Origin of the sequence: Frankia nepalensis (assembly GCF_016786325.1) — a bacterium.
GTDB lineage: Bacteria > Actinomycetota > Actinomycetes > Frankiales > Frankiaceae > Pseudofrankia > Pseudofrankia nepalensis.
Genome location: NZ_JADWYU010000388.1, coordinates 1 through 12,707 on the forward strand (window position 1 = coordinate 1; position 12,707 = coordinate 12,707).

General features: G+C 71.3%; 11 protein-coding genes and 2 pseudogenes. 3 read left to right on the forward strand and 10 right to left on the reverse strand.

What is annotated here, in order from left to right; translation table 11 throughout:
* Positions 1-219: pseudogene (locus tag I6A81_RS42315) on the reverse strand (ABC transporter permease); the annotation flags it as partial.
* A 488-nt stretch (positions 220-707) separates the two neighbouring features.
* Positions 708-1,361 carry a TetR/AcrR family transcriptional regulator gene (locus I6A81_RS42320; protein WP_203007147.1) on the reverse strand — a complete coding sequence of 218 codons (654 nt, stop codon included), beginning with the start codon at positions 1,359-1,361 and terminating at the stop codon, positions 708-710.
* A 182-nt stretch (positions 1,362-1,543) separates the two neighbouring features.
* Here I6A81_RS42320 and I6A81_RS42325 point away from each other — a divergent pair, with 182 nt between their 5' ends.
* The 3 genes from I6A81_RS42325 to I6A81_RS42335 all read left to right on the forward strand — a co-directional run bounded on the left by I6A81_RS42325 (position 1,544) and on the right by I6A81_RS42335 (position 5,437).
* Positions 1,544-2,851 (forward strand): hypothetical protein, encoded by a 1,308-nt coding sequence (locus tag I6A81_RS42325; RefSeq protein WP_203007148.1) that lies wholly within the window; start codon positions 1,544-1,546, stop codon positions 2,849-2,851.
* Positions 2,852-2,862: 11 nt separating this feature from the next.
* Positions 2,863-4,332: an acyl-CoA reductase gene (locus tag I6A81_RS42330; protein WP_203007149.1), complete on the forward strand. Its 1,470-nt coding sequence runs from the start codon at positions 2,863-2,865 to the stop codon at positions 4,330-4,332.
* Positions 4,333-4,438: 106 nt separating this feature from the next.
* On the forward strand, positions 4,439-5,437 hold the full coding sequence (locus tag I6A81_RS42335) for an aldo/keto reductase (RefSeq protein ID WP_307875261.1): 999 nt from the start codon (positions 4,439-4,441) through the stop codon (positions 5,435-5,437).
* Between the two features lie 64 nt (positions 5,438-5,501).
* Here the strand turns inward: I6A81_RS42335 and I6A81_RS42340 are convergent, their stop codons facing one another.
* The 8 genes and pseudogenes from I6A81_RS42340 to I6A81_RS42375 form a co-directional block, all read right to left on the reverse strand.
* Positions 5,502-6,293 (reverse strand): SDR family NAD(P)-dependent oxidoreductase, encoded by a 792-nt coding sequence (locus I6A81_RS42340; RefSeq protein WP_203007151.1) that lies wholly within the window; start codon positions 6,291-6,293, stop codon positions 5,502-5,504.
* Between the two features lie 346 nt (positions 6,294-6,639).
* Entirely contained in the window at positions 6,640-7,236 is a 597-nt protein-coding gene (locus tag I6A81_RS42345; protein ID WP_203007152.1) for a carboxymuconolactone decarboxylase family protein, read from the reverse strand.
* Between the two features lie 257 nt (positions 7,237-7,493).
* Positions 7,494-7,820: a hypothetical protein gene (locus I6A81_RS42350; protein ID WP_203007153.1), complete on the reverse strand. Its 327-nt coding sequence runs from the start codon at positions 7,818-7,820 to the stop codon at positions 7,494-7,496.
* A 29-nt stretch (positions 7,821-7,849) separates the two neighbouring features.
* Positions 7,850-9,133, reverse strand: coding sequence for an aromatic ring-hydroxylating oxygenase subunit alpha (locus tag I6A81_RS42355; RefSeq protein ID WP_203007154.1), 1,284 nt, complete (start codon positions 9,131-9,133; stop codon positions 7,850-7,852).
* Between the two features lie 458 nt (positions 9,134-9,591).
* The gene (locus tag I6A81_RS42360) at positions 9,592-10,143 is read right to left on the reverse strand and encodes a (2Fe-2S)-binding protein (RefSeq protein ID WP_238430855.1); all 552 of its coding nucleotides are present in this window, start codon (positions 10,141-10,143) and stop codon (positions 9,592-9,594) included.
* Complete coding sequence (locus I6A81_RS42365) at positions 10,140-11,042, reverse strand: FAD binding domain-containing protein (RefSeq protein WP_203010533.1); 903 nt, start codon at positions 11,040-11,042, stop codon at positions 10,140-10,142. The genes I6A81_RS42360 and I6A81_RS42365 overlap by 4 nt, the downstream gene beginning before the upstream one ends.
* Before the next feature lie 74 nt (positions 11,043-11,116).
* Entirely contained in the window at positions 11,117-12,313 is a 1,197-nt protein-coding gene (locus I6A81_RS42370; RefSeq protein ID WP_203008333.1) for a cytochrome P450, read from the reverse strand.
* A gap of 142 nt (positions 12,314-12,455) precedes the next feature.
* Positions 12,456-12,707: pseudogene (locus I6A81_RS42375) on the reverse strand (SRPBCC family protein); the annotation flags it as partial.

Sequence of the window (12,707 nt, forward strand, 5' to 3'; positions counted from 1 at the left end):
AACCGCGTTCCCCAGCCAGCTCAGATACTGCTCCCACACCGGCTTGTCGAGGCCCAGCCGATGCTCGAGGTCCGCGACCTGGTCCGGGGTCGCGTTCTCCCCCAGCATGACGGCGGCGGCGGAACCAGGCGCCAAGCTTAATAACCCGACCGAGCCCATGGTGACCAGTAACACCACCAACAGGCTGCGGCCTAATCGTTGCGCGACAGTGAGCAGCATGCGGCTTGCATCCTCCATGGATGGCCGAGGGCGTGCGAGACGAGAGCGGACGGTGCCCAGAGCCGGGTGGCCACCCGGCACCCGCGGAACACCCCACCAGTCGGCGCCTGGACGCCTGGCTCGCGAGGCGGGCCACCCGCCATGCCGCGCTCGCGGCAGTCGACGTCGCGGGCTGGGGCTGATCTCGGCACCAACCCGCGGCGTGGCATAGCGGATCGCGCCTCCGCCGCCCGGCACCGGACACCGCGCGGCGGGGTCAGGCGCCGCGTGAAGTCAGCCCCGCGAGCCGTCCGGCCAAGGACACGAGACCCTCGGCTCCGGACACGCGCGGGACACGTCACCGGACCGGCAGGCCCCACACCGTGAGCCACGCCGCCCCCGTGTCCAGCACTTAACTTTGATGTCAGCGTCACATTAACGGTTCTATGCGACTTCTGCCACTAGCGAGTGGCAGGTCGGGCCAGCTTCCGGTGGTCCGACCCGGCAGATCAGGGACGGACGGCCCGCAGGAACAGGCGAACGGCGGCCTGGAGGTGGCGCTCCCGCTCGTCCGGGTCGCGCACGATCCCGAACGAGGCGAGCCGCGCGGGGCCGCCCGACACCAGCCCCAGGAAGAGGTCGGCGAGCCGGTCCGGGTCGTCGGCGAGCGCGATGGCGCCGCGCTCCGCGTGCCGGCGCAGCAGGTCGGCGACCAGCCGCCGGCGCCACCAGTTGCCGGTGCCGGAGTTCTGGATCATGCGGGCGAGCTCGGGGAAGCGGTCCGCCTGCGCGATCGCGATGCGGCTCATCTTCACCATCGACGGGTCGAGCGCGCGGCGCAGCGCCGCCCGGCCGATCGCGGCCAGCGCGCCCTCCAGGTCGTCGAGGTCGGGCGGCTCCGGCTCGGGCGCCGGCCAGTCCGGCCGGCCCATCGCCCAGCCGAAGACCGCGGTGAACACCGCGTCCTTGCTCGGGTAGCGAGCGTAGAGCGACGCCTTCGTGGTGCCCGCCGCCTGGGCGATCGCCTCCATCGACGTGCCCTCGTAGCCGTGGTCGAGGAACAGCCGCAGCGCGTGCTCGCGCACGTCCAGGTCGAGTCGGGCCGCCTGCTCCCGGGTGGGCCGGCCACCGCGGCGCGGCCTCGTCTCAGCGGGCGACGTCATGACCATCAGTCTGGCAGACCAGCGCAACAACTAGACGCAGGAGTCTGGTTAAAACTAGACTGGCTGGTGTAGTAAAAGCGCCGAGGGCCGCGTGCCCGCCGCGCGAGGTGAGGAGGCGGCCCCGTCACGCCGGGCGCCGACCTCCACAGACCTCCCAGCACCCATCGCAGAAGAGGGGCGTCATGTCCGTGACCACCAGCCAGCAGGCCGGCCTCGCCCCGGCGACCACGGCGGCGCTCGACGCCCGGTTCCAGGAGCGCCGGGCGCAGGTGCCGGTGCTCGCGCAGCGCGCGAAGGCCGAGGGCATCGAGGAGATCCGCTCCGCCGAGGACATGGTCGGGCTGCTTTTCCCCCACACGACCTACAAGAGCTACCCGGAGTCGATCGTCTCCCGGGGGCGGTGGAAGCAGTTGGGCCGTTGGCTCGACTCGGTCTCGACCTACCGGGTCGACGTCGACGTCGAGGGCGTCGAGGATCTCGACGGCTGGATCGCCCGGCTCGAGGAGCACGGCCACCTCGTCTCCAGCTCGTCGGGCACGTCCGGCAAGGCGTCGTTCCTCAACAAGACCGTCGCCGACCGCGAGGCATCCGGCCAGAACCTGCTCGACAGCCTGACCTGGCTCGGCATGCCGCCGGCGAAGGTGTGGCACGTCGTCCCGGTCGGCCCGGACACCGGCATCAGCTCCGCGATGTACATCCGCGACGTCTTCCTGAACAACTACCGCCGCGACGACGCGCTCCCCCTGCCGGAGTCGAGGCCGGTCACCGACCACCACAAGTACATGGCGCGGCTCGGCGCGATGCGCCGGGCGATCGCGGACGGCACCGCCTCCCCGGGCGAGGTCGCCGCCTTCGAGGCCGAGGGGGCCCGCAGGCAGGCCGACGTCGAGGAGCGGCTCCAGTACCTGGCCGAGCAGGTCATCGCCCACAAGGACGCGAACATCTTCTTCAACTCGATGTTCCCGCTGCTATATCGCCTCAACGAGATCCTGCGGGAGAAGGGCGTTGCGCCCGGCGACATCACCGGCACCAACGGCTTGCAGGTCGCGGGCGGGCTGAAGGGCATGACCCTGCCACCGGACTACCGCGAACGGATCTTCGAGCTGCTCAACATCCAGCCGAACCGCTTCCTGCACTACTACGCGATGCAGGAGGTCAACCTGCGCAGCGTGAAGTGCCTGGCGGGCCGCTACCACGTGCCTGCGGGCCTGGTCCTGTTCGTGCTCGACAAGTTCGGCGAGACGCTCGCGCCGACCTCCGACGGCCAGGCCGAGGGCCGAGCCGCCTTCTTCGACCTCTCGGTCGACGGCCGCTGGGGCGGGACCATCAGCGGCGACCAGATCGTCGCCGACTTCGGCGGCTGCCCGTGCGGCAGGCAGGGGCCGACCGTCTTCGAGGACATCACCCGCTACAAGGACCTTCCGGACGGCGACAAGATCACCTGCGCCGGCACGATGGACGCCTACGTCCGCGGCTTCATCGACAACTGAAGGAGCGGCACATGACCATCACCGAACCCACCGCCTCCCCCGCGTCTCCCTCGCCCGGCCTCGCCCCGTCCGAGCCGGCCAGGCCGAAGAAGCTGAAGGTCCCGCACGTCGTGCGCGGCAGGGTCGTCTGGGGCGAGGACGTCGAGTACGCCTCGCGCGACTTCGGCGTCCCGTTCGTGACGCCGCGGATCAACTTCAACGAGCTGATCACCCCGCGCACCGAGCAGGGCCCGGCCTTCGACGTCCCGCTGACCGACATCATCGACTACCTGGTCGAGGTCGCCCAGCACCTGGAACTGGAGCGCAACCCCTACCTGCAGGAGTCCCTCGAGCTCACCGCGCAGGTCAGCCAGATGCCCCGGCGGATGATCGAGAACACCTTCCGCCGGCCGGGCCAGTTCCTCACCCGGCAGTCGATGGAGTTCCGCCTCGAGAAGACGTTCCGCGACCCGCGGGTCCTCGACGGCTGGGTGGCGCACACCGACCCGCACGGCCGGACGACTCGGATCCGCGCGTTCCCGCCGCGGCTCGTGCACATGCTCGCCGGCAACTCCCCGTCCGGCGCCATGACCTCCATCGCCGACGCGGCGCTGGTCAAGGCCATCAACGTGTTCAAGCTGCCGTCGGCCGACCCGTTCACCGCCGTCGCCGTGCTGCGCACGATGGCCGACATCGACCCGGAGCACCCGGTACTGCGCTCGATGTCGGCGGTGTACTGGCGCGGCGGCGACGCCAAGGTGGAGAACGTCCTCTACCGGGCCCAGTACTTCGACAAGATCATCGGCTGGGGTGGCGGCGCCGCGATCAACAACATCATCAAGTACACCGGGCCGGGCTTCCACCTGGTCGCCTTCGACCCGAAGGTCTCCATGGCGATCATCGGCCGGGAGGCGCTCGCCGACGAGGAGACCATGCGCGAGGTCGCCGAGCTCGCGGCGACCGACGCGACGGTGTTCAACCAGGACGCCTGCCTCGCCGCCCGGCACATCGCCGTCGAGTGCGCCGACGACGACGAACAGCTCGAACGCCTCGACCGGTTCTGCGCGCTGCTGCGCGAGCGGCTGAACGTCGACCGCGAGTTCGCCAGCGCCATAGGGCCGGCCACACCCAGTGAGATCCGGGAGGCCGTCGAAGGCATGCGGTTCCTGGAGCCGGACTACCGGATCTGGGGGGAGTACGACGGCTCCGGCCTCGTCGTCCGCTCCCCCGAGCCGGTCGACTTCCACCCGACGAACAAGACCGTCAACGTCGTCCCGGTCGCCTCGCTGCGGGAGGCGACGCAGTTCGCGAACGTGGCGACGCAGACCGTCGGCGTCTACCCTCCGGAACGCAAGGCCGAGATTCGCGACCTGCTCGCCACGGCGGGCGTGCAGCGAGTCGTCAGGCTCGGCAGCGCCATGACCGGCACCATGGGCAACCCGCACGACGGCATGTACCCGCTGCACCGGTTCGTCAACTGGGTGGCCGATGACGACGCCTAGCGCGACCGTCGGCGAGGCCGGTTCCGGAGGCGGAGCTAGCGCGCCCGCGGCCCCGATGGCATCCCCTCCGGAAGCACCGCCGAAGGGGATGCCGTCGGCTGCGGCGGTGCCCCCACCGGCCTGGGTACACGGGGACGCCACGACGCTGCGCCAACGGGTGCTCGGCCGCTCCGGCATCCGGGTCAGCGAGCTGGCCCTCGGCACGATGACGTTCGGCACCCGGGCCGGCTGGGGATCGGAAGAACGCGTCTGCCGCGAGATCTACGCCGCCTTCCGGGAAGCCGGCGGGACCTTCGTCGACACGGCGAACAACTACGCCGCCGGCGAGAGCGAACAGATCGTCGGCCGGCTCGTCGCGTCCGAGCGCGACGCCGTCGTCGTCGCCTCGAAGTTCACCCTGCCGACGAACCCGGCGGACCCGAACTCGGGCGGGTCCAGCCGCAAGACCCTGCGGCACACGGTCGAGACCACGCTGCGCCGCCTCGGCACCGACTACCTCGACCTGCTCTGGACGCACGCCTGGGACCGCAACACGCCGGTCGAGGAGACGCTGCGGGCGCTCGACGACCTGGTCCGCGCGGGCAAGGTGCTCGCCGTCGGCGTGAGCAACATGCCCGCCTGGGTCGTGGCGCGCGCCGCGACGGTGGCGTCGCTGCGTGGCTGGACACCGCTCGCGGCGGTGCAGGTGGAGTACTCGCTGCTGGCGCGGACGGCCGACCGGGAGCTGCTGCCGATGGCCGACGAGCTCGGCCTGGCGGTGGCGGCCTGGAGCCCGCTCGCGCGCGGCCGCCTCGCCAGGCGGGCGCCGGGCGGCGTCGCGGTGCCGGCCGCGCAGGCACGGGCCGCCGAGGCGTTGGCCGAGGTGGCCGCCGAGCTGGACACGACCCCGGCCCGGGTGGCGATCGCCTGGGTCAGGGCCCACGGCCTCATCCCGGTCCTCGGCGCGAGCAGCGCGCGGCAGCTGCGCGACAGCCTCGGCGCCGCCCGCCTCGTCCTGCCCCCGGCCCAGCTCGCCTCCCTCGACGCGGCCAGCGAGATCCGCCTCGGCTACCCCCACGAGTTCCTCCGCGACCGCTGCCCCACCCTCGCGCCACCACCGGTGTGACGCGGCCCCGCGGTCACGGAACACGCGGTGCCCTCATCCGGCGAACGACCCAGACCCGCCAGGCCTAGAAGACGGCGGAGGTGGTGTTGCGGCCGCCGTTGACGCCGATGATCTGGCCGGTGACGTAGCTCGCCTCGTCGCGGCAGAGGAAGGCGCAGGCGGCGGCGATGTCCTCGGACTGGCCGCCGCGGCGGACCGGGGTGCGGGCGATGACGGCGTCGAGGCCGCCGGGGCCGAGGCGGCCCTTGGCGGCGTTGCGCTCGGTCATCGGGGTGATGATGAATCCGGGCGGGATCGTGTTCACGGTGATCCCGTGCTCGCCGAGCTCCAACGCCAGGGACTTCGTGAAGGTGATGACGCCGCCCTTGGAGGCCGAGTAGTGCGTCATGAGGGGCTGGCCACCCTGGGCGCTGGACGACGAGATGGTCACGATCCGCCCCCAGCCGGCCTCGATCATGTCGGGCACGACGGCCTGGCAGGAGTGGAACGTGCCGGTGAGGTTGATGTCGATCAGGGACTGCCACTGCTCGGCGGTGATGTCGAGGAACCGGCGGAAGCCCTCCTTGCCGGCCGAGGTCACCAGGATCGTGGCCGGGCCGAACAGACTTTTGATCTCGGCGACGCCCCGGTCGATCTGCTCCCGGCTGGAGACGTCGACGGTCACCGCGTGCGCCTCACCGCCGGCGGCCCGGATCTCCTCGGCGACCGCCTTGGCGTTCGCGTCGCTCAGGTCGAAGATGCCGACCTTCGCGCCGTCGGCGGCGAGGCGCAGCGCGCAGCCGCGCCCGATACCCGATCCGCCGCCGGTGACGATGGCGACCTTGCCGGCCAGGCTGTCGCTTGCTGCCGCGGTCATCTGCGCGTGGTTCCCTTCGGTGCGGGCTCGGTTCGGTGCGGGCTCGATGGGTGACGGCTCTGTCGGTGGCGGCCGGGCCCTGGGCGACGGCCTCCTCGCCGACGAGGGTGACGGGGTGTATCAGGCAGCGGAAGCAGCCGACCCTGGTCGGGGTGCCCACTCGAGCAGGGCGCGGGCCGGCCCCCGCGCCAGCGGCTGGTGCCGGCCCGCCGAGGTTCGCCCTGTCTCGACACAGGGCATGATCGCCGTTTCTGCCCCGGAGAGGTCGTGACCTGACCATGTCCGCGACCTCCCCAGCGCGCTATCGGCGATCATGCGCAGCAGGCCGACCTCGGCGGTCGCGACACTAGGCGGTGGTCGACTGACGGCGGGCCACAGCCGCCAGCATGTCGTCGTCGATGTCGACGTCGAACGAGCGCAGCAGGTACGCGAGCGACTCGTACGCGCCGACCGTGAAGATCACATCCAGGATCTGCTTCACCTCGAGCTTGTCCGCGAGGACGGCCCAGGTCTCGTCACCGATCTTGCCGTCGCCGACCAGCTCGTCGACGGAGCGCAGCAGCGCCGCGTCCAGCGGGTCCCACAGCGGGGCGTCCGGGCCGAGCGCGATCCGCTGGATCTCCTCGTCGGACAGGCCGGCGTCGCGCCCGAGGAAGGTGTGCTGCAGCCACTCGTAGCCCGCCCCGCGGGCCGCGGCGACCCGCAGCACCAGCAGCTCGCGCTGGCGGGGCGTCAGGGTGCTCGTCGACAGGATGTGGCCGTTGAAAGTGAAGAACGCCTGGGCCAGCGTCGTGTGGTACGCGTAGATCCCGAGCGTGTTCAGGGCCTTGGAACGGCCCTCGGGGGACAGCTTCGCGGGCGCCCCCGGCGGCTCGAGCGCGGCCAGCACCTGCCGCATCTCCTTGGGCCACTGCTTCAGCGGGAGCGGCTCGATTCGTGCCATATCGGTAAGTCCCCTGTGTCGTGATCGTCCAGCTGGCGAGGTCGGCCTCCCCAGTCTTTCGCGGGGTGGGTCGCCGCGTCGACCGAAGCCATGCCAGGGGACGGCACGGTCATCGGGACAGACAGACCCGGCCGGTGCCGGCGTCACCATGTCGACGGGGCTGGTCAACATGGCTTCGCCGGCACCGGCCAGGGCCTCGTCGGCCCGCGAGGGGCCGGGGGCTGGTCCCGAGGTCCGACGGCCCGTCAGGGACCGGTTCAGACCGCGGGGGCGAGCACGTTGGAGATGTGCGCGGCACCCGCGTCCGGCACGCGCGGCTGGCGCCACGCCTCCACCGGGAACGAGATGGTGCACAGCGAGTAGTAGAGGAGGAGCAGGTTGAAGGCATCCTCGGAAAGCTCTTCGAGCTCGAACTTGTCGAGGTAGGTCAGCGCGTCCTGGATGCGCGGGAAGACCGCGTCATAGAACGCCTGCATCTCGTCCATGTTCGAGGCGTACCGCTTGGCAAACCGGGCGTCCTCGGTGTCGAGGCACCAGTCGGTGAACGGCTCCAGGTCCGCGAAGTCCGCGGGCAGCTTGGCCACGGGTCTCTCCTTCTCAGCTCGGCCGGGCGTCAGACCAGCGCCGGGGACGGCTTGGCGCCGGGGGTCGTCTTGACGTACTCGGCGCAGAACGCGCGCGCGGTCTGGTGCAGGTGGCGCAGCAGGATCTCCTGGTCGTTCAGCGGGAACTCGCTGACCGCCCGCGACTCGAGCATGGTCTGGGTCGCTTCCAGGGTGTTGGCGTCCTGCAGGCCGTACTCCTTGAACGTCGCCGCCGCGAGCTCCTGGCGCAGCCGCTCGGTCGCGTTCTTCGGCGGGGCGAAGTACAGCGCCGCCTCGAAGGTGTGCCGGTTCACCGCGGTCGGCCAGTAGTGGTACGTGAGGTACCAGCCCGGCTCCCAGACCAGGATCATGAAGTTCGGGAAGAACACGAACGAGTCCACGCCCCAGGCCTTGTGCCGGGCGGGGTTGAGCGACGGCGGCAGCTCGATGTCGAACGGCTTGTCCCACGGGCCGAACAGGCCGGTGCGCAGCTCCCGCTCGATCGGCTTGACCATATTCGGGTCCTTCGGCGGGGACATGCCGCCCCAGCTCGAGACCATCGAGTGCGGGCCCTCGATCTGGTAGTACAGGGCCTCGTAGCCGTACTGCTGCAGCTTGCGGGACTCCTCGGCGACCGCCTGGCGGTTGTGCAGCACCGGCGCGTGGTAGAACTCCGCGAACGCGTCGATGAACAGCTTCCAGTTGGCGCCGATGTCGGACTTGTACTTGAAGACCGACGTCATCTCGCCCCAGGGGTAGCCCTCGAGGCCGGCCGCGAGCGGGCCGAGGTACTCGACGAGGGACTCGGTGCCCTCCTTGTCGAAGTTGATGAAGATGAAGCCCTGCCAGATCTCCAGACGGACGTCGGCCAGGCTGTACTTCGCCTTGTCGAGGTCGAAGAACTCGGACTCCTGCTGCACGAACGTGCAGGCGCCGCCGAGGTCGTACCGCCAGGCGTGGTACTTGCAGGTGAACTGCCGCGCCGTGCCCGAGACCTCCTCGCGCGGGAAGTCCTGCCACACCAGCTTGTTGCCGCGGTGGCGGCAGACGTTGTGGAACGCCTTGATGCCGTCGGCGGCCCGCACGATGATCACCGAGGATCGGGCGGCGTCGATCTCCTTGGTGAAGTAGCTGCCCACCTTCGGCAGCTGCTCGACCCGGCCGACGTTCAGCCACGTCTTACCGAAGATCGCCTTGCGCTCGAGCTCATAGTGCTCGGGCGAGATCGAGTCCTCGTACGAGGCGTCCGCCGTGCTCAGGTCGGGGTAGTGCTGCGTCCAGCTGCCCTCAGCTGGCTTCGGGAAGTGCGCCATGTCGTGCGGTCCTTTCCGTACCCGGACAGGTGGCCATGATAGCAGTGCTCTCCGGGCACGAGAAGACCATTCTCACTGGGGCGATGTCAACCTTCCCGCGAACCCGCGGGTCCCACACACCATCCGGGCGACCAGGCCACCACCCTGCGCCCGGCCATCAGCCATACCCCATACAACATCGACCGAAAGTCGCAAGAGAATAACAATCAGTAGTCACGTTGCCGAACGATCCGGCCCCAGCTGGCTCGGTGGCCGCGGTCGGCACGGACGCTGGCCGCTCGCGGTCGTCGGCGGCAACGCGCGCGGGAAAGCTCACGGGAAGGAGCGCGGGAAGGAGCGTCTCGTCGCCCCTTCCTCGCCACGACGCGGCGCTGGCTGGCGCGCTCGCGCCGCCTCAGCGAACGTCCGCCTCGCCAGCCGCGCCCAGGAAAATCGCCGGCCCCGCCCATAAAACAAGATCAGTCAGACGTGCCGCCCGTGACGCGGAACGTCTGACTGATCTCCCGACCGCCGTTCTCGTACGAGCGAACGTCGCCGGGCGCGGCAGTAAGCAGTGGCACGCGGACGGCGGCGAGGATGCCCTGGTAGCCGGTGCAGCGGCAGAAGTTGCCGGACAGGCCCTCGCGGATCTCCTCGTCGGTCGGCGTGGGGTTGTCCCGCAGCAGCGCCGTTATCGACATGACGAAGCCCGGCGTGCAGAAGCCGCACTGCAGGCCGTGGCAGTCGCGCAGCGCCGCCTGGACCGGGGAGAGCGTGCCGTCGGCCGCGGCGATGCCCTCGACCGTCGTCACCGACAGGCCGTCGGCCTGGACGGCGAACATCAGGCACGACCGGACCGCGACACCGTCGACCAGCAGCGTGCAGGCACCACAGGCGCCGTGCTCGCAGCCCAGGTGGGTGCCGGTGAGGCCGCAGCGCTCGCGCAGGAAGTCGGCCAAAGTCATCCGCGGCTCGGCGGTCTGTTCGACCGTCTCGCCGTTGACGGTCAGCCGGACTGTCAGCTCGGTCATGGACGTGCCCCCACTGCCGCTCGTTGTCCGATTGCCTCGTTGCTCGCCGCCGCCCAGGCCCGCGCCACCATCGCCGCGCCGACCCGGATCCGGTAGTCCGCCGAGCCCTGCAGGTCGGCGGGGACGTCCTCCAGCCCGCTCATCGCGAGGCGGCCGAGCTCCGCCGCGTCGAGCTCGTCGGCGCGCTGGCCGACGGCGGCGGCTTCCGCCCCCGAGGCGCGCAGCGGGGTCGAGCCGAGCCCGAGCAGGCCGATCGCGGCCCGCGCGACCCGCTCGTCGGCGTCGAGCGCGACGCCGCCGCCCGCGCCCGCGACCGCGAAGTCGCCGGACCGCCGGGCGAACTCCTCGACCGCGAACCCGCTGCGCGCGCCCCACACCGGGAACCGGACGCCGACGAGCAGCTCGTCGGGCTCCAGCGCCGTGCTCCACAGCCCGGTGAAGAAGTCGGCCGCGGGGATGACCCGATGGCCGCCGGCGGCCGAGACCGCCTCGATCTCGGCGTCGAGCGTGAGCGCGACGACCGGGTACTCGCCGGCCGGGTCGGCGTGCGCGACGGAGCCGCCAAGCGTCCCCCGGTTGCGGATCTGGAAGTGCCCGATCAGCGGCGTGGCCCGCGTGAGCAGCGGGACGGCCCTGGCCACGTCGAGGTCGGCCCCGACGGCGGTCTCCGTCGTGCCCGCGCCCACCCGCAGGTAGCCGTCCGCCGCGGTGACGCCCCGCAGCTCGGTGAGCCGGGAGATGTCGACGACGTGGTCGAAGTAGGCCAGCCGCAGCGAGAGCATCGGGACGAGGCTCTGGCCGCCGGCGAGCACCTTGGCCTCGTCGCCGAGCTCGGCGAGCAGCGCGGTCGCCTCGTCGAGGCTGCCGGGTCGGTGATATTCGAACGGCGCGGGCTTCATCCGGCCCTCCACACGGTGCTTGCCATTGGGGTCTGGGTCATCGAGGGTTCGCTTCTCCTACGCCGGGGCGACCGTCAGCCGACGACGAGCGGCAGGGTCTCCCAGCCGCGCACCGTCGAGGTCTGGGCGAGCTTGGCGCTGTCCCAGTCGACCTCCCAGCTCGGGAACCGCCTGAGGATTTCGTCCATGGCGACCCGCCCCTCCAGCCGGGCGAGCGCCGCGCCCAGGCAGTAGTGGCCGCCGAGGCCGAAGGTCAGCTGCTGGCTGATCCGGCGCCGGATGTCGAACGCGTCCGGGTCGGGATACTGCTCCTCGTCCCGGTTGGCGGCGGCGGCGACGAACAGGATCGCGGAGCCCGCCGGAACCGTCTGTCCGTGGAACTCCACGTCCTGGGTCACGTAGCGGCCGATGAAGGGGCCGGGCGGCTCGAACCGCAGGATCTCCTCGATGGCGCCCGGGATCAGCGACGGGTCGGCGACCAGCTCGGCGCGCGCCGCGGGGAAGCGGGCCAGCGTGGAGCCGATCCAGCCGATGAGCCGGCCGGTCGTCTCGTTGCCCGCGCCCGCCACGACGGTGACGTAGGTCAGCACCTCGTCGCGGGTGAGCGTGCGGGTCTGGCCGTTCTCGTCGGTGAACTCGGCGGTGAGCAGGTCGGTCATCAGGTCGTCCGACGGGTTCTCGCGACGCCAGTCGACGTACTCGCCGAAGGTCTCGCCGGACAGGATCGCGCCCTCCGAGAAGTCCATCTGGCCGCCGTCCTCGGTGCGCAGCTTGCCGTCCGCTAGGTCCCGGATGCCGGCCTGGTCTGCCTCCGGGATGCCGAGCAGCATGCCGATCACCCGCATCGGCATCTCGGCGCCGACGGCCTCGATGAGGTCGAACCGCCGCTCGCCGACCAGGGGGTCGAGGGCACGCACGCAGAAGTCGCGCACCTTGGGCTCCAGCTGCGCGATCCGCCGCGGAGTGAAGACGCGCGACAGCAGCTTGCGGTGGATGTCGTGGATCGGCGGGTCCTCGAAGATGAGCGTGCCGGGCGGAATCTCGATGCCCGACTGGATGAGCTCCAGGATCCCACCCTTGGCGGAGGAGAATGTCTTCCAGTCCGGCAGGCCGCGCTCACAGTCGGCGAACCGGCTGACGGCGTAGAAGTTGTACTTCTCGTTGTAGTAGAGCGGGGCCTCCTCCCGCAGCCGCCGGTAGGTCGGGTACGGGTCGGCGGCGAACGCCGGGTCGTAGGGATCCCAGTACACGGCGGTGCTGGTGGTGGTCACGGGGCAACCTCCGGCGGTCGCGGCTCGGCAAAGGATCCGAAGAGGGCTCGGGGCGGTACGGGGCGGCCGCCCGGTCCGCCCCGAGGAGGAGACGGCGGCCGCGGCTGTCCGGCGGCCGGCCCGGGCGGCCTGGGCGGCGGTCTCAGCCGGTGGACGCGCGCACCGCCAGGTAGACGGCCAGGACGACGACCCCGGCCACGGCCAGGATCGGGATGGCTCGCTTGGCCAGCGGCCACGCGACCACCCCGATCAGCCCGACCGGGGCCGACGCGGGGGCGGGCGGGGCCGACGCGGCAGGGGCTGGCACGGCAGGGGTCGACGCGGCCAGCACTGTCGCCGGGCTGGCCTCGGTGGCCGTGGGGCCCCCCGCCCGCCGGGCCGGGCCCCCGGGGGG